This window comes from Citrobacter braakii, assembly GCF_002075345.1.
Lineage (GTDB): Bacteria > Pseudomonadota > Gammaproteobacteria > Enterobacterales > Enterobacteriaceae > Citrobacter > Citrobacter braakii.
In genome coordinates this window covers 701,720-719,260 of sequence record NZ_NAEW01000001.1, presented here as the reverse complement: position 1 = coordinate 719,260, position 17,541 = coordinate 701,720, and the positions used below count along the sequence as shown (strand labels likewise).

At 52.5% G+C, this 17,541-nt stretch carries 18 protein-coding genes; 9 read left to right on the top strand and 9 right to left on the bottom strand.

The annotated features are described in order from the left end of the window. Positions 1-55: 55 nt before the first annotated feature. Positions 56-1,270 (bottom strand): starvation-sensing protein RspA, encoded by a 1,215-nt coding sequence (rspA, locus tag BZK42_RS03750; RefSeq protein WP_016153056.1) that lies wholly within the window; start codon positions 1,268-1,270, stop codon positions 56-58. A 107-nt stretch (positions 1,271-1,377) separates the two neighbouring features. Further along, positions 1,378-1,704, bottom strand: coding sequence for a YnfA family protein (locus tag BZK42_RS03745; protein WP_016153055.1), 327 nt, complete (start codon positions 1,702-1,704; stop codon positions 1,378-1,380). 153 nt (positions 1,705-1,857) lie between these two features. Here BZK42_RS03745 and BZK42_RS03740 point away from each other — a divergent pair, with 153 nt between their 5' ends. Both BZK42_RS03740 and speG read left to right on the top strand, forming a co-directional pair. After that, positions 1,858-2,199 (top strand): DUF1283 family protein, encoded by a 342-nt coding sequence (locus BZK42_RS03740; RefSeq protein ID WP_049268647.1) that lies wholly within the window; start codon positions 1,858-1,860, stop codon positions 2,197-2,199. 35 nt (positions 2,200-2,234) lie between these two features. Continuing rightward, positions 2,235-2,795, top strand: coding sequence for a spermidine N1-acetyltransferase (gene speG / locus BZK42_RS03735; RefSeq protein ID WP_006684613.1), 561 nt, complete (start codon positions 2,235-2,237; stop codon positions 2,793-2,795). A gap of 7 nt (positions 2,796-2,802) precedes the next feature. Here speG and BZK42_RS03730 read toward each other — a convergent pair whose 3' ends face one another. Beyond that, positions 2,803-3,513 (bottom strand): YnfC family lipoprotein, encoded by a 711-nt coding sequence (locus BZK42_RS03730; protein ID WP_080858812.1) that lies wholly within the window; start codon positions 3,511-3,513, stop codon positions 2,803-2,805. A 102-nt stretch (positions 3,514-3,615) separates the two neighbouring features. Between BZK42_RS03730 and BZK42_RS03725 the strand changes: the two genes are divergently transcribed. From BZK42_RS03725 to clcB, 6 genes are all read left to right on the top strand, one after another. Further along, entirely contained in the window at positions 3,616-3,924 is a 309-nt protein-coding gene (locus BZK42_RS03725; protein WP_085951053.1) for a DUF1161 domain-containing protein, read from the top strand. A 148-nt stretch (positions 3,925-4,072) separates the two neighbouring features. Continuing rightward, a complete protein-coding gene (gene ynfE / locus BZK42_RS03720) occupies positions 4,073-6,511 on the top strand; it encodes a selenate/tellurate reductase subunit YnfE (protein ID WP_065554459.1) in 2,439 nt (812 codons plus the stop codon). A 10-nt stretch (positions 6,512-6,521) separates the two neighbouring features. Further along, positions 6,522-7,139, top strand: a complete 618-nt coding sequence (locus BZK42_RS03715) for a DMSO/selenate family reductase complex B subunit (protein ID WP_046276317.1) — start codon at positions 6,522-6,524, stop codon at positions 7,137-7,139. Between the two features lies 1 nt (position 7,140). Continuing rightward, positions 7,141-7,995, top strand: coding sequence for a dimethyl sulfoxide reductase anchor subunit family protein (locus tag BZK42_RS03710; protein WP_080858764.1), 855 nt, complete (start codon positions 7,141-7,143; stop codon positions 7,993-7,995). Between the two features lie 42 nt (positions 7,996-8,037). Then, positions 8,038-8,652: a Tat proofreading chaperone DmsD gene (dmsD, locus tag BZK42_RS03705; protein WP_016153048.1), complete on the top strand. Its 615-nt coding sequence runs from the start codon at positions 8,038-8,040 to the stop codon at positions 8,650-8,652. Positions 8,653-8,771: 119 nt separating this feature from the next. After that, positions 8,772-10,061, top strand: a complete 1,290-nt coding sequence (gene clcB, locus BZK42_RS03700; protein WP_080858763.1) for a voltage-gated ClC-type chloride channel ClcB — start codon at positions 8,772-8,774, stop codon at positions 10,059-10,061. Here the strand turns inward: clcB and bioD are convergent. The 3 genes from bioD to BZK42_RS03685 form a co-directional block, all read right to left on the bottom strand. Continuing rightward, positions 10,017-10,712 carry a dethiobiotin synthase gene (bioD, locus tag BZK42_RS03695; protein ID WP_016153046.1) on the bottom strand — a complete coding sequence of 232 codons (696 nt, stop codon included), beginning with the start codon at positions 10,710-10,712 and terminating at the stop codon, positions 10,017-10,019. The two genes, clcB and bioD, sit on opposite strands and share 45 nt — an antisense overlap. Positions 10,713-10,837: 125 nt before the next feature. Beyond that, positions 10,838-12,058 carry a sugar metabolism global transcriptional regulator Mlc gene (mlc, locus tag BZK42_RS03690; RefSeq protein WP_016153045.1) on the bottom strand — a complete coding sequence of 407 codons (1,221 nt, stop codon included), beginning with the start codon at positions 12,056-12,058 and terminating at the stop codon, positions 10,838-10,840. 118 nt (positions 12,059-12,176) lie between these two features. Then, complete coding sequence (locus BZK42_RS03685) at positions 12,177-13,085, bottom strand: LysR family transcriptional regulator (RefSeq protein WP_016153044.1); 909 nt, start codon at positions 13,083-13,085, stop codon at positions 12,177-12,179. Positions 13,086-13,192: 107 nt separating this feature from the next. Between BZK42_RS03685 and BZK42_RS03680 the strand changes: the two genes are divergently transcribed. Next, a complete protein-coding gene (locus BZK42_RS03680; RefSeq protein WP_016156466.1) occupies positions 13,193-14,446 on the top strand; it encodes an MFS transporter in 1,254 nt (417 codons plus the stop codon). A gap of 33 nt (positions 14,447-14,479) precedes the next feature. Here BZK42_RS03680 and BZK42_RS03675 read toward each other — a convergent pair whose 3' ends face one another. From BZK42_RS03675 to BZK42_RS03665, 3 genes are all read right to left on the bottom strand, one after another. Continuing rightward, entirely contained in the window at positions 14,480-15,166 is a 687-nt protein-coding gene (locus BZK42_RS03675) for a CPBP family intramembrane glutamic endopeptidase (protein ID WP_016156465.1), read from the bottom strand. Positions 15,167-15,318: 152 nt separating this feature from the next. Next, a complete protein-coding gene (locus tag BZK42_RS03670; protein ID WP_016156464.1) occupies positions 15,319-16,809 on the bottom strand; it encodes a sensor histidine kinase in 1,491 nt (496 codons plus the stop codon). Then, complete coding sequence (locus BZK42_RS03665; protein WP_016153040.1) at positions 16,806-17,528, bottom strand: response regulator transcription factor; 723 nt, start codon at positions 17,526-17,528, stop codon at positions 16,806-16,808. The genes BZK42_RS03670 and BZK42_RS03665 overlap by 4 nt, the downstream gene beginning before the upstream one ends. Between the last annotated feature and the right edge of the window lie 13 nt (positions 17,529-17,541).

Genomic DNA, 17,541 nt, shown 5'->3' with positions numbered 1-17,541 from the left:
TTACCTTCTGTAGGGTATTGAGTTAATCAACATCTTTCGTACGTAAAATTTATATTTACCAGTTCCACAACGTGCCATCTTCCAGACGAGCAACAGGCAGATATGCAGGGTCATACGGATATTTCGCCGCCAGCTTTTCATCAAACTCGATCCCAAGACCTGGTTTGTCTCCAGGATGCATATAGCCGTTATCAAAGGTCCAGTTGTGCGGGAACACTTCCAACATTTGCTCGGAATACCCCATATATTCCTGTACGCCGAAGTTCGGCACCCACAGATCAAAGTGCAACGCGGCGGCCATGCATACTGGAGACAGATCGGAAGGTCCATGCGAACCGGTACGTACCTGATACAGCGACGCGAAATCGGCAATTCGACGCATGCCAGTGATACCGCCCGCATGGGTGATGGTGGTGCGGATATAGTCGATCAATTGCTCTTCGATAAGCTGTTTGCAGTCCCAGATGCTGTTGAAAACTTCCCCTACCGCAATCGGCGTGACCGTATGCTGGCGGATCAGGCGGAAGCATTCCTGGTTTTCAGCCGGGGTTGGGTCTTCCATCCAGAACAGACGGTATTGCTCGATGCTTTTGCCGAAACGGGCCGCTTCAATTGGCGTCAGACGGTGGTGCATATCGTGCAGAAGATGTTCGTTGAAACCAAACTTATCGCGCACGGCTTCAAACAGTGTTGGTGTGAAATCGAGATATTTCTCCGTTGACCATAACTGCTCCTCTGGCCACTGCCCTTTGGTGGCGGGTTCGTAGGCCAGTCCTTTGCCTTTAGACATACCGTAAGTGGTTTTCATACCCGGCACGCCGCACTGCACGCGAATTGCTTTAAAGCCCATCTCTTTATGGCGCGCATAATCTTCAAGTACGTCATCAACGGTATGGCCTGTGGTGTGACAGTAAACCATAACGCCTTCACGAGATGCACCGCCGAGCAACTGGTACAACGGCATATTCGCCGCTTTCGCTTTGATGTCCCACAATGCCATATCCACCGCGGAAATCGCCGACATGGTGACCGGACCACGACGCCAGTACGCGCCTTTGTAGAAAAACTGCCAGATATCCTCAATTCGGTGCGCATCGCGACCAATCAGCTGCGGACAAACATGATCTTTCAGATAGGACGCTACGGATAACTCGCGTCCGTTTAACGTGGCATCTCCCAGCCCAGTGATCCCATCGTCTGTCGTAATTTTCAACGTGACAAAATTACGCCCCGGACAGGTGACAAACACTTCAGCCCCAACAATCTTCATCTCTTATTCCTTGCATTTGTTCTTGTGATGCAGGAAATTTACCCAACTGAGCTACTACCATACAAGTATGAAGATCAAAAAAGCGCTGATTGATCACAAAAAAGGCGCTATGCGCGCCCCCATCCAGCCACAATAATCAGCATGCCGCACAGGGCCACCAGCGCACCTGACCAGTCGTACAGGCTAAGTTTTACGCCGTCAACAATGCGTAGCCAAAGCAACGCAGTCACCACGTAAACTCCACCATAGGCCGCGTACACACGCCCGCTTGCTGCCGGATGCAGCGTCAGTAACCAGACGAATAAGGCCAGTGACATCCCGGCGGGTATCAGCAGCCAGGCCGTAGCCCCTCGCTTAAGCCAGAGCCAGGGTAAAAAGCAGCCAATGATTTCGCATAACGCGGTGATGAAAAAAAGGAATGTGGTCTTAAGCATTGATGTTATTCAGTTACCTTCGGTTTAACCATGATACGACAGAATGTCGTTAGCGTATCCATCTCCGCTGAGTGGGTATGCCCGCAAGCCAGAATAGTGTAGAATTTAACCCTGTTTTATTGTTTTTCCCCTTTCCCATAAAAGGAATTCGCCATGAATATGACACTGACCAAACGCCTGTGCCTGACGGCTATGCTGACGCTGGCTGCGGCTGTGTACACCTCTTCCGCTTTTGCTGAAACCAGTAAACTGGTCATTGAATCCGGGGACAGTGCGCAAAGTCGTCAACAGGCAGCAATGGAAAAGGAACAATGGAACGATACGCGTCAGTTACGCCAGAAGGTCAACAAGCGTGCAGAGAAAGAGTGGGACAAAACCGACGCAGCTTTCGATAGCCGTGATAAGTGCGAACAGAGCGCTAATATTAATGCGTACTGGGAGCCCAACACCCTGCGCTGCCTCGACCGCCGCACTGGCCGCACCGTTGCCCCATAATGATTGCACTTTGAAAGATATTGAAAGGATACGATATGACTAGCGCCCTCAGTGTTAAGCTGCGCCCGCTGGAGCGTGAAGATTTACGATTTGTCCATCAGCTTGATAACAACGCCAGCGTAATGCGTTACTGGTTTGAAGAGCCTTACGAAGCATTTGTTGAGCTGTCAGATCTGTATGACAAGCATATCCACGACCAAAGCGAACGTCGCTTTGTTGTGGAATGCGACGGTGAAAAAGCCGGACTGGTGGAGCTGGTTGAAATTAACCATGTGCACCGCCGGGCAGAATTCCAGATCATTATTTCGCCGGAATATCAGGGCAAAGGTTTGGCTTCCCGGGCTGCTAAGCTGGCGATGGATTACGGCTTTACCGTACTTAACTTATATAAGCTGTATCTGATCGTTGATAAAGAGAACGAAAAAGCCATCCACATCTACCGTAAACTCGGGTTTATGGTCGAAGGCGAGCTGATTCATGAATTCTTTATCAACGGTCAATACCGCAACACTATCCGCATGTGTATCTTCCAGCAGCAGTATCTGGCAGAACATAAAACGTCAGGTCCCAACCTGCTGCAACCTACCGCTCAATAAAGACTGACTAATAGTAATCGATGGTGTTTTCAATCGAGTAATGGTGTTCAACTGCCGGCTTCACGCTCTCGTCAACGATAACAAGCTGGCAGTTGACCGGATTAGCATAGTCATCATACTTGCACGTTTGTTTTACATTACCTAACGGATGGTTATTGAGCAGACTTACCGCGGTGTAATCCAGCTTCTTCAAGGGGTCAACCGACGGTTTGGCATCAACCTGCAAGGTATTGTCCTTATTGACGGTGGTTTTACCCAGCGGGTAGCCTTCCGCATCATAGCGATATTGCACCTTCATCTCTTTTCCCGTGGCGGAAACGACAAAACCGTTATCGTCGGTATCCCATACCACGCCCGCCGCAGGCAGTTCTGCTAACTGACATTTACCCTGTAAGCGGATCCGTTTTTCCAGCGTTTTGGCGTCCCGGTAATAGTTAGCATCAAGGACCAGCGCCATGCCGGTATTGCTTTCAATATCATGCAATTCAAGCGTATCGAAGCACCCTTCCTGTGAGAGCGTACCGACAACGCGCTTGGTGACTACACCTTTGTCATTAAGCAGCGTCTGGCTGAAATCTTTTACTGGCCCGCGCAGCGGATCGAAATCAAATTCATTGGAAAAACTGGCCATTTCCGGCGTAAAGGAATCCAGGCCTTTGGCGTTATCACACCCGGCCAGCACGACGCACAGGAAACCTAATAAGATCTTTTTCTTCACATTTTTCACCGGGATAAGAAGATAATTCTCAATCATATTAGCAAATACAGTTATTTACACCAGAAATGCTAATCTTAGTCCAGGTCGATCATAAAGGAGCTGATGATGAAATACATAACAGGAATTGCCGCGCTCTTACTGGCCGTCGCGTCCCCGCAGGTTTTGGCGGCACCGGCGTCATGTGAACGTGTGAAAAGTGATATCGAACAGCGCATCATTAATAATGGCGTTGCTGAATCCAGCTTTACGCTGAACATTGTCCCCAACGATCAGGCCGATCAGCCTGATTCACTGGTCGTGGGACATTGTGCAAACGATACGCACAAAATTCTCTATACCCGAACCAACAGTGGCAACGCCCCTGCCAATAGCACCCCTGCCCAGGACGGGCACGTCGCCGAACCGCAATAAATCACGCCCTCCGTGCGCGGAGGGTCACTCCAGTTTGATATGCATTAAGATGACATACCCATAACTGGGTAAACTCAAACCATTATTAGCATGCTATTAATTTCGTTATAGAAATTAATATATAGCGATAACTATAATGGGGTGAGTAATGTCAAAAACTGAGCAATACGGAGGCATTAGCCGCAGGACGTTAGTGAAATCCTCGGCAATCGGTTCGCTGGCGCTTGCCGCGGGTGGGCTGTCGTTACCTTTCGGAATGCGCACTGCCGCCGCAGCGGTACAGCAGGCGATACAACCCGTTGAAGAAAAAGTGGTTTGGGGCGCTTGTTCCGTAAACTGCGGCAGCCGTTGTGCCCTGCAACTCCACGTTAAAGATAATGAAGTCGTTTGGGTGGAGTCCGATACGACCGGGGACGATATTTATGGTCAACACCAGGTTCGCGCCTGTTTGCGTGGCCGCTCAATCCGTCGACGGATCAATCATCCGGATCGCCTGAATTACCCCATGAAGCGCGTGGGCAAACGTGGTGAAGGTAAATTTGAGCGTATAACCTGGCAGGAAGCACTGGACACCATCAGTGCCAGTTTGAAAAATACCGTGCACAAATACGGTAACGAGGCCGTGTATATCAACTACACCTCTGGCATTGTAGGCGGCAACATTACTCGCTCCTCCCCTTATGCCTCGCTGGTCGCTCGCCTGATGAACTGCTATGGCGGATTCCTGAGTCATTACGGCACCTACAGTACCGCACAAATCGCGGCGGCAATGCCTTATACCTACGGTTCAAACGAAGGCAACAGCACCTCCGATATCGAAAACACGAAGCTGGTGGTGATGTTCGGCAATAATCCCGCCGAAACGCGTATGAGCGGAGGTGGAATAACTTACTTCCTGGAACAGGCCAGGGAGCGCTCTAATGCCCGGATGATCGTCATCGACCCGCGTTATACCGATACCGCAGCGGGTCGTGAAGATGAATGGATCCCTATTCGTCCAGGCACCGATGCTGCATTAGTAGCCGGAATCGCCTGGGTCCTGATTCACGAAGATCTCGTTGACCAGACGTTTCTGGATACATACTGCATTGGTTACGACGAGAAAACCCTGCCCGCCGACGCACCCGCTAATGGGCACTACAAAGCCTATATTTTGGGCAACGGTGATGACGGTATCGCTAAAACTCCCCAGTGGGCCTCACATGTTACCGGGATCCCAGCCGAGCGCATTATCAAACTGGCTCGGGAAATCGGCAGTACAAAACCCGCATATATTTGTCAGGGCTGGGGCCCGCAACGCCAGGCTAACGGCGAGCTGACCTCACGCGCAATCGCGATGCTGCCGATCCTGACCGGCAACGTTGGCATCAACGGCGGCAATAGCGGTGCACGAGAATCAACCTACACCATCACGATTGAGCGTATGCCGCTGCCAGAGAATCCCATTAAGACCCAGATATCCTGCTTTAGCTGGACCGACGCAATCGTCCGGGGCCCGGAAATGACCGCTACCCGCGATGGCGTACGTGGGAAAGATAAGCTCGACGTGCCGATTAAATTTATCTGGAACTACGCGGGCAACACCATCACCAATCAGCACTCAGATATCAATAAAACGCATGAGATCCTTCAGGACGACACGAAATGCGAAATGATTGTGGTCATCGAAAACTTCATGACCTCTTCGGCCAAATATGCCGATATTCTGTTGCCTGATTTAATGACCGTCGAACAGGAAGACATCATTCCTAACGATTATGCAGGCAACATGGGTTACCTCATTTTTATTCAACCCGCGACGTCGCCTAAGTTCGAGCGCAAACCGATCTACTGGATAATGAGTGAAGTCGCAAAACGTCTTGGCGATGATGTCTATCAACGGTTTACTGAAGGCCGTACCCAGGAGCAGTGGCTTCAGTATCTGTATGCAAAAATGCTGGCTAAAGACCCCGCGCTCCCGACTTATGACGAGCTGAAAAAAATGGGGATCTATAAACGCAAAGATCCTAACGGACACTTTGTCGCCTATAGAAAATTCCGCGAGGATCCACAGGCCAACCCGCTCAAAACACCGTCTGGCAAGATTGAAATTTACTCCAGCCGACTGGCGAAAATTGCCAGTACATGGGAACTGCAAAAGGACGAGGTAATCAGTCCGCTTCCCGTTTATGCATCCACGTTTGAAGGGTGGGATGACCCGAAACGCAGTTCATTCCCGCTGCAGATGTTTGGTTTCCACTACAAATCCCGCACCCACTCCAGCTACGGCAATATCGATGTTCTCCAGGCATCCTGTCGTCAGGAAGTATGGATCAATCCCATCGATGCCCAAAAACGGGGGATTGCAAATGGCGATATGGTGCGAGTCTTTAACGATCGCGGTGAACTGCGTATCCCGGCAAAAGTAACGCCACGAATTTTGCCCGGAGTAAGCGCAATGGGCCAGGGTGCATGGCACGATGCCGATATGGCTGGCGATAAGATTGACCACGGCGCCTGCGTCAATACGCTGACAACTCAGCGCCCGTCGCCGCTGGCAAAAGGCAACCCACAGCATACTAACCTGGTCGAGATCGAGAAGGCATAAGGACTAACCCATGACAACTCAGTATGGATTTTTTATTGATTCCAGCCGTTGCACGGGGTGTAAAACCTGCGAGCTGGCCTGCAAAGATTACAAGGATCTCACTCCCGACGTCAGTTTCCGGCGTATTTACGAATACGCTGGAGGCGACTGGCTGGAAGATAACGGCGTCTGGCAACAGAATGTCTTCGCCTATTACCTCTCCATTGCCTGTAACCACTGCGAAGATCCGGCCTGCACCAAGGTTTGCCCCAGCGGCGCTATGCATAAGCGTGAAGATGGTTTTGTGGTGGTGGATGAAGACATATGCATAGGCTGTCGCTACTGCCACATGGCCTGCCCGTACGGCGCACCGCAGTACAATGCCGCCAAAGGTCATATGACCAAGTGCGATGGCTGTCATGACCGCGTGGCCGACGGCAAAAAGCCCATCTGCGTCGAATCCTGTCCGCTGCGCGCGCTGGACTTTGGTCCAATTGATGAGCTGCGCAAAAAGCACGGTGAACTGGCGGCGGTCGCTCCGCTGCCAGGTGCGCACTTCACCAAACCGAGTATTGTGATCAAACCCAACGCCAATAGCCGCCCGACCGGGGATACCACGGGTTATCTGGCGAATCCGCAGGAGGTGTAACATGGGCAATGGATGGCATGAATGGCCGCTGGTCCTGTTTACGGTGCTGGGCCAGTGCGTGGCCGGAGCGCTGATAGTGAGTGGCTATGGCTGGCTGACCGCTAAAGACGAGGTGGCAAAACAACGTATCGTGCGCAGTATGTTTTTTCTGTGGCTGATAATGGGCATCGCCATTCTCGCCTCGGTAATGCACCTGGGTTCGCCACTGCGCGCCTTTAACTCGCTGAACAGAGTTGGCGCATCTGCGCTGAGTAACGAAATCGCCAGTGGTTCACTGTTTTTCGCCGTCGGTGGCCTGTGGTGGCTGGTGGCGTTTCTCGGTAAAATGCCCGCAGCGTTAGGTAAAATCTGGCTGCTGGTGGGCATGCTGCTGGGTCTGGTATTTGTGCTGGCGATGACCAGCGTCTACCAGATAGACACTGTCCCGACCTGGTATAACGGCTACACTACGGTGGCATTTTTTATGACGATGTTGCTGAGCGGACCGCTGTTTGCCGCCCTGCTACTGCGTGCTGCGGGTGTTTCCTCTGGCACCGCCAGATTCGCCTACGTGAGCGTTTTGGCCCTACTGGTGATCGTGGCGGTTATTGTTCTGCAGGGGCTGTCGCTCGGCGGGATCCACAGTTCGGTACAATCCGCCAGCGCGCTGGTTCCCGACTACGGAAGCTTGCAGGTCTGGCGCATCATTCTGCTGGCCGCCGGTCTGGGCTGCTGGATATGCCCGCTGATCCGTCGTAAAGCACCATCCGTCGGCGGCCTGGCGCTGGGCTTAGTGTTAGTCCTCGCCGGTGAAATCATTGGCCGCGGATTGTTTTACGGTTTACATATGACAGTCGGAATGGCTGTTGCAGGTTAACTTTCGGGTGCGGGGCAACCCGCACTGTTCAGGATTGTTTGCATGACCCATTTTTCGCAAGGTGACAACTTTTCTACCGCGGCGCGTGTACTCGGCGCACTGTTTTACTATGCGCCAGATAGCGCGGAAGCCTCTGCTTTAGTCAGCGCGTTAAGAGCCGATGGCTGGCAGGCGCAGTGGCCGCTCGATCAGGCAATGCTTTTCCCGCTGGCAGCACGGCTACAAGCCGAGGTCGATGAGCCTCTCCCGCAGGCCTGGCAACGCCTGTTTGTCGGTCCATATGCGCTACCCTCTCCGCCCTGGGGATCTGTCTGGCTGGATCGCGAAAACGTGTTGTTTGGCGACTCTACGCTGGCACTTCGTCAGTGGATGCGGGACAACGGCATCCAGTTTGCCATGCAGCAAAATGAGCCAGAAGATCACTTTGGTTCACTGCTGTTGCTGACGGCCTGGCTTGCTGAAAATGAACGCCACACCGAGTGCGAACAGCTGCTGGCCTGGCATCTGTTCCCGTGGTCATCCCGCTTCCTTGATGTGTTTATCGAAAAAGCTGATCACCCGTTTTACCAGGCGCTGGGGGAGCTGGCCCGTCTGACGCTGGCGCAATGGCAGTCGCAGTTACTGATCCCGATAGCCGATAAGCCACTTTTTCGTTAGTTTCACCACAGGCAGGATGTGTCCTGCCTGTGTAGCATCCTGTTGCGCACGCTTAGCTTTTGCTTCTGTTGCCAAATAGCCGCAAAATAAAGCGTCTGAAATTTCCTGTCTGGCCACTCATGCATCATTTACATGCTTATCCTGACCTGCGCGCCATGTTCCGCCGCCTGCTGATTGCTGCGGTGATTGGTATCCTTGCTGCGTTGGCCGTCGCAGGATTTCGCCACGCCATGCTCCTTCTTGAATGGTTGTTCCTGAGCAATGACACAGGGAGTCTGGTCAACGCGGCAACAAACCTTTCCCCTGTAAGACGCATGCTGACACCTGCGTTAGGAGGGCTGGCGGCGGGTTTGCTGCTTTGGGGATGGCAAACGTTCAACCGGTTACGCCCGCAGGCTCCCACTGATTACATGGAAGCCTTGCAAACTAACGGACAATTTGACGTCAGTGCAAGTCTGGTGAAATCGCTGGCCTCGTTACTGGTCGTCTCCAGCGGGAGTGCCATCGGGCGCGAAGGTGCCATGATTTTACTGGCAGCGCTGGCAGCCTCCAGCTTTGCTCAACGCTTCACCCCGCGCACAGAATGGAAGTTATGGATTGCCTGCGGAGCCGCTGCGGGTATGGCCGGAGCGTATCATGCCCCACTGGCGGGCAGTCTATTTATTGCTGAAGTGTTGTTTGGCACCTTGATCCTCGCGTCACTGGGACCGGTGGTGGTATCCGCCGTCGTCGCCTTGCTCACCACCAATATGCTGAGCGACAGCAATGCGCTGCTGTATGCCGTGCACTTCACACGGGAACTGCATGCGCTGGAATACGTCATGATCATCAGTACCGGTCTGGCTGCCGGCGTTTGCGGACCGCTATTCATGTGGTTGATGACCATCAGCCATAATGGTTTTTTGCGCTTAAAACTCTCGCCCCCGTGGCAACTGGCGCTTGGCGGGCTGATCGTTGGCCTGATGTCATTGCTCACGCCTGCGGTCTGGGGTAACGGCTACAGCGTGGTGCAGTCATATTTACTCTCCCCACCGCTGCTGGCCGTGGTGAGCGGGATCTTCATCTGCAAATTACTGGCGGTGCTTGCCAGCAGTGGTTCCGGTGCGCCTGGCGGTGTGTTTACGCCAACGCTGTTTGTCGGTCTTTCGGTGGGTATGCTGCTGGGACGAGTGTGGGGATTATGGCTTCCGGGTCCGGATGAGATTGCCATTCTGCTGGGATTAACGGGGATGGCCACGCTGCTGGCAGCGACCACGCATGCGCCAATAATGTCGACACTGATGGTTTGTGAAATGACCGGGGAGTATCGTCTGCTCCCCGGATTGCTGATTGCCTGTGTGGTGGCGTCTGTGCTGTCGCGAACGTTACGCCAGGACTCTATCTACCGACAACACGCTGCCGAGCATTGACAGACGGATGTACTGAGACAGCTCGCGCTGCTCTGCGCGAGGCAGATAAGGCAGTTCACCGATCAGCGGTGCGGGTAATTTTTTGCCCAGCACATCAATGATTTCCGCATAATGCGCTAGCCCCGGGTTGATTCGGTTCGCGACCCAGCCAATCAAAGGCAGTCCGTCACTGGCAATCGCCTGCGCGGTGAGAATGGCATGATTAATACAGCCTTCCTGGATACCCACCACCATCAGCACCGGCAGTTGTTCCTGCACCACCCATTCAGATAACGGACGCAGATCGTTCATCAGGCTCCGCCAGCCTCCGGTGCCTTCCACGACAACGTGATCCACTTTTTCGCTGAGGCTTGCGAGGCCGTTGGATAACAGGGTGTAATTGACCGGACCACTATGCGCTACGCTGCTTTCATCCTCACTCAACGCAATCGGGTTGACCGCCTCGTAGGGCAGTTCGATAGTGGAGACGCTTTGCAGCACCAGCGCATCTTTGTTGCGCAGACCTTCAGGTGTCTCTTTGCTTCCTTTGGCCACGGGTTTGTAGCCCGCAACGCTTTTACCCCCTGACGCTAACGCTTGTAGTAATGCGCGGGAAACCACGGTCTTCCCAACAGAAGTGTCTGTACCTGTAATAAAGAAACGCTTCAGCATCACTAACTCCACCGTTATGCTTTGAAAATATAAGTCAGGAAAATAATACAGTGGAGAAAGTCTAAGGTATGACGACGAGAATCGGCTTGAGATAGCGCAATTTTTCGTACAACAGTTAAAAAATGTTAACCCTGTAATAGACGAATCAACAAAGAACCGTTATACATCGCGTCCTTCACGAGCGCCGCCCCTGCCATCGTCCCTTGATTGGTGAACTGCGTACTTTCGACGACAATATGCTGACTGTAGGCCGGGAGCGCTTGCTGACGAATGCTGTCAGCAATAGTGGGAAACAAAATATCCGCCGCTTTACTGAGCGGAGAACCAATCAATATCTTTTGCGGGTTGAACAAATTCACCATGATGGCCAGAATCCGTCCGACATGGGTCCCGACGCCGCTAATGATATCTTTCGCCAATAAATCCCCCTGCATCGCCGCCAGACACAGCGCGTCTACCGTTAACGGTTGCCCGTGTAGAGAAGAACTCATTGACTGCTTCAAGCGTACCTGTGCCAGTTCGAGCACGCTGTCGACGCTGGCGATCGTTTCCAGGCAACCATGGTTGCCGCAATAGCAGCGTTTGCCGTAGGGGTCCACCTGGGTATGACCAATTTCCACCAGGCTACTGCTGCCGGCATGCAGTAGATGACCGTCGGTGATTACTCCGGCCCCCACGTTATGATCGATCACCACCTGAATGACGTCGCGTGCGCCGCGCGATGCGCCAAAAAGCGCCTCGGCCATAGTCCAGGCGCTGATATCATGCTGAATATAGACCGGCACGCCGGTATGATTTTCAAGCGCTTCACCCAGCGGCATCTCTTTGACATCGTCGTAGAATGGCATGCGATGAACGATACCGTTTTCAGTATCAATAATGCCGGGTAAGGTAATGGCGATGGAGGTTAAGCGCTCCAGCTTTTGCTGGTGGCGGATGAAAAACTGATCGACCTGGGTAATAACGCGTTCCAGCAATGGTGTTTCACTGACCAGCGCCATTTCAAGACAATCTTCAACCACCAGTTTGCTGCTCAGATCGCGCAGCGCCAGAAAGATCTCGCCGCGACTGATACGAATGGATAAATAGTGCCAGGCTTCCGTTTCCACAACCAGCCCAACGGCCGGACGTCCACGGCTGCCCGCTTCCTTGATTTCCAACTCTTGCACCAGGTGCGCTTCGAGCATTTCGCGGACAATTTTAGTAATACTGGCAGGCGCCAATTGTGCCAGGCGAGAGAGATCAATACGCGATACCGGACCCAGCTGATCAATCAGGCGATAAACCGCGCCCGCATTGGTCTGCTTAATTTGATCGATATGCCCAGGCTGACTATCAGCAACCACCACTTACTCCCTTTATTTTCGCGCTCCGAAATAATCTGCGGGCTATGGTGAAGCACTTCAATGGCTTCCGTCAACTTTTTACTTAGCCTTGTGATTTACTGCACATTTTCGCCCATTTTTAAACTAAATTAATCGCCTGAACGGCCGCCAACAGTTGCTCGCGAAAGCGTTGCGCGGCGTGACTTTGCTCATGATGTTTTGGCCACACTAGCCACATTTCCGAAACGGCATCTTCTTCCGCTATCGGGATCCAACACATTTCATACAATTGCACCCGTTTAAAGGAAGCGGGAAGAATGGAAACGCCTAATCCTGCGGCCACCAGCCCGATGATAGTCATCGCCTCGCCAACCTCCTGAGTGATAGTCGGCTTCAGTCCATAGCGACGCATGAGGCCAAGAATATCGTCATACAACCCCGTCCCCACATGCGGATCAAAAAAGACAAATGGCTCATTGGCCAACTCCGCCAATGTGACCACCGGCTTTTGCGCCAGCGGATGCGCGCGCGGGATCATCGCCATCAGCGGCTCATGCAGAATGATTTCACGCTCCAGCGTTTCCGGAAGCTGCGTGTTGCGCAGAAGTCCCAAATCCAGCGTTCCTTCATTGAGCGGGGCAATTTGCTCGCGCGTGTTCATTTCACGGGTTTGCATATGTACAGCGGGGTAGCTCTGGCGAAAGAGGGATAACGTATCTGAAACCGCTTTGATAAACGGTGCCGATGACGTAAAGCCGATACGCAATTCCCCCGCTTCACCCAGATGCAGACGCTCAGCCCTGGCAGCGGCCTCATTAACCAGCCCCAGGATCTGCCGACTGTCTGCCAGAAACTGCTTTCCGGCTGAGGTCAGCGCCACGCTGCGGTTAGTGCGCGCCAGAAGTCGGGCGCCGACCTGCTGCTCGAGGATCTGGATTTGCTGGCTCAGCGGCGGTTGCGAAATATTCAGCCGTGCCGCCGCCCGGCCAAAATGCAATTCTTCGGCAACCGCTACAAAGTAACGTAAATGACGCAGCTCGATATTCATATTTTTAAAATATCATTTGAGATTATTAATATATTAGACAGAATAATGCGATTTTCATACTCTTAAAGCTAGTCATGTAGAGGTAATTGATTGAGCAAGGATTTCAAGTGAGCCGTACAACAACTGTCGATACCGCGCCGACAAGCAATGTTGATGAACAGAGAGTTACCCCGCCGGATAGTTTTATCAAACGCGGAACATCCCCATTTATGCGCGTCACGCTGGCGCTGTTTTCGGCCGGACTGGCGACATTTGCTCTCCTCTATTGCGTGCAACCCATACTGCCAGTGCTCTCGCACGAGTTTGGGGTCTCTCCCGCCAGCAGCAGTATTTCGCTTTCCATCTCAACGGCGATGCTCGCGATCGGTTTACTGTTTACCGGTCCACTTTCCGATGCGATAGGCCGCAAGCCGGTGATGGTTACCGCCCTACTGCTCGCGTCCTGTTGTACGTTGCTTTCGACGATGATGACCAGCTGGCACGGTATTTTAATCATGCGTGCGCTGATAGGTCTTTCGCTCAGCGGCGTGGCGGCAGTGGGAATGACCTATCTGAGCGAGGAAATACATCCCAGCTTCGTCGCCTTCTCAATGGGCTTATATATCAGCGGTAACTCGATTGGTGGTATGAGTGGCCGTTTAATAAGCGGCGTGTTTACCGACTTTTTTAACTGGCGTATCGCGCTGGCGGCGATCGGTTGTTTTGCCCTCGCCTCCGCGCTGATGTTCTGGAAAATCTTGCCGGAATCTCGTCATTTCAGACCAACGTCGCTGCGACCGAAAACGCTGTTTATCAACTTTCGTTTGCACTGGCGCGACAAAGGGTTGCCGCTGCTGTTTGCGGAAGGTTTTTTACTGATGGGGTCGTTTGTCACGCTGTTTAATTACATCGGCTACCGTCTGATGCTCTCGCCGTGGGAACTCAGCCAGGCGGTTGTCGGTCTGTTGTCCGTGGCCTATCTGACCGGGACCTGGAGCTCACCGAAAGCGGGGTCGATGACCACCCGCTATGGACGTGGTCCGGTAATGCTCTTTTCAACCGGCGTGATGCTGATTGGACTGTTGATGACCCTGTTCACGTCGCTGTGGCTGATCTTCGCCGGGATGCTGCTCTTTTCAGCCGGGTTCTTTGCTGCGCACTCTGTGGCAAGCAGTTGGATTGGACCACGGGCAAAACGCGCTAAAGGCCAGGCATCTTCCCTGTATCTGTTCAGCTATTATCTGGGTTCCAGTATTGCCGGTACGCTGGGTGGCGTATTCTGGCACAGCTACGGCTGGAACGGCGTGGGCGGATTTATCGCCCTGATGCTGGTGCTGGCGTTGCTGGTCGGTGCACGTCTGCACCATCGTCTGCACGTATAATCCACGATGCCCGGGTTCCGGGCATCGCCTTCATCAACCATGCTGTAACGTCTGAGCCCCCATTTGCAGGGCTATAACCGTCCCGTTCATCGCTATATGCAGCATAACCGGCATCAGCAGGCCGTTGCTTTTCATTCTGGCGATGATCAAAACCTGCGACACAAGAAACAGCATCAGCAACGTGCGCAGATCCACATACTGGGTATGCATGATGGCAAAAATGACCGATACCACCACCGACGACAGCCAGGTTTTATTATTGAACCAATACTGGAATGCATTGAATAAACAGCCCCTGAAAACAATCTCTTCATACACTGGCGCAATAAATATCAGGGTCAGAGTGGATAACCACAGCGCGTAGCTGTTTAGGGATATCTGGCTGGTCACCCACGCTTCGGTTTGTCTGAGGCCCAGAAACCATGGCAGGATAAGCTGAATAAACAGCAGCGCCACGAACAAAATGGCAAACCATCTGGCGTTGAAAATTCCCTTTCCCAGCCCCTCTCTTTTTCTGAAGAAGAAGTAATACAGCGGGACCAGCACAACAAATTCCAGCGCAAACAGCAGCGGAAAAAGTAGCCCTTTGGCAAGCAGAACCTGGCTGGCGGGGAAAAACAACGGAAGAAACGTGAGGCCAAACATCAGCAAAAACATGGTAAAACAGCCAGCAACCGCTTGGGTCCTGACGATATACAGGTTGTCGGCATCCAGTGACATACGATCTCCTTGCGCTTATCAAAGATAACTTGATGAATTATCAATATATGATAAAAATTCTCATTATCACTGGCAACCTACCAACTTTTACGCAATGCCCACGGTTTACAACGCGTATAGCGTTACAGACTCTTTTCAGCGGAACATTCTCATCAGCTACTCAGTGGGGAATCCGCCAGCGGCAACGAAAAACGGAAACAGGCCCCTGCCGTTGAATTAATCAGGCGGATATCTCCCCCATGCAGTTCGAGCATTCTGCGCACGATCAGTAAGCCCAGACCACCACGCTCAGCCCGCTGCTCACGGGGTAGTAACGCCGTCGGGCGCTGAAATAATACTTCGCGAACAGCCTCTTCGACGCCAGGCCCGCTGTCCTGCACTTCTGCTAACAAGCGGTCTTCATCACGCCAGACTTTTAGCCACACTTCGCCCCCGTCAGGCGTATGACGGATAGCGTTATCCAGCAAATTCGTGACGATTCTTTCCATCATCGATAAATCGGCATTCACCAGCGGTAACGGACCAATTACGTCAAGGTGCAACTGCAAATGACGCGTGGCAACGGGTAGATCAAATTTCTGTGCCACATCCTGGATCAGCTCGCCAATAGCAAAACGTTCACGCTGTGGTTTTATGCCGCCATGCTCAAGTCTCGCCAGCTCAAAAAGCTGTTGTGACAGATGGCGAACCTTATGCCCCTGGCGCAGTGCAATGCTTAGATAATGCCGGTTTTCCTCCGGCGTCATCGTATCGGCTTTCAGCGACAGCATTTCCAGATACCCCAGCAGTGAAGTGAGCGGCGTACGTAAATCGTGCGAAATATTGGCGATAAACTCTCTGCGCTGACGATCGCTGTCAGCTAATAAATCCCATTGGTGGGCAATTTTCTGTGCTAACTCGATAAATGCATTGTTCAGCAACGCAATTTCATTCGCCGGAGCTAAATCGGGCTTTTTCTGCGCCAGCTGTTTGATGACGCTAATGCTGTCCTGCTCCAGATTAACCACCTGACCGGTCAGCCTTTTCACCGGATTCGTCACCCATCTCCACACCAGGTACCCCGCGATTGCACCGGCTAATAAAACCAGTATTAACGTCCCGGTCACGGTGTTCCAAAGCGTTTTTTGCCAGGCGGTATTCGCCAGCATATTGAGATCTTCGCCCTGGAGAATAATGTACAAATAGCCATGCAGCTTGCCGTTAAATAAAACTGGCGCAGCGCTGAATACCTTTTGCTGGCTGCTGCGCGGATCATTGCCATAAACGGGCAGCTCGTCCGAATTAAGGAAAACCTGGATCGGCTGTACGCTAATGTTCTGGCGCTGAATATGCCCAGGCGGAGCGGCATCAGCAAGTATCTCGCCTGACGGTGAAACCAGATACAGCTCCACGCTAGGGTTGAGCGTCATCAGGTGATTGAACAGTCCTTTTAAGGTCTGCCGATTAACCTGCCCGCTGGCATCAATAAGCGACTCACTTTTGACAATTTTGCTTGCCAATTCCAGCGAGAGCCTTTGCACCATGGCGTCGCCATACTGTTTACTGCTGCGGATCTGGACAACGCTGACCGCAACCGCGCAAATCAACATAATAGCGGTAAAGACCAGGGTCAGACGCTGGCTCAGCGACAATCGATAAATCATGGTTGATGCTCCGCGTTAACCGCAGCAAGCTTATAGCCTCGTCCCCAAACGGTAAGAATAATTTCCGGCTCCGCAGCATCTTTTTCAATTTTGGTGCGCAGGCGATTAATATGACTGTTCACCGTATGCTCATATCCTTCGTGCTGGTAGCCCCACACCTGGTCTAACAACGCCTGACGCGAAAAGACCTCCCCGGGATGGCGGGCGAAAAAATAGAGCAGATCGAATTCACGCGGCGTTAAATCGAGGGATTTACCCTGCAGGCGGACTTCCCGGGCTAATGGATCAATCTCCACACCATGGACGGTGATAATCCCCGCCTCCATACGCAGGTTCTGACTCATCGCCTCCTGACGGCGAAACAACGCCTTCACCCGGGCCATCAATTCCAGCACCGAGAAAGGTTTGGCTAAATAATCATCAGCGCCCATTTCCAGCCCCAGTACGCGGTGAGTTTCACTGGTGCGAGCGCTGATAATAATGACAGGTAGATAGAAACTCATTTGCCGAATGCGACGACAAATTTCCAGACCGTCCACCCCCGGCAGCATTAAATCGAGGATAACGGCATCCCAGACGTGCTTCTCCAGTAGCTCGACCGCTCGTGCCCCATCAGCCTCATGAATAATTTCGTACCCCTCATCCTTCAGGCTAAGTTGCAAAAGTGAGGCGATATCGCTGTCATCTTCCACCAAAAATATCTTTTTCGCGCCTGCCATCAGTGTCATCCCC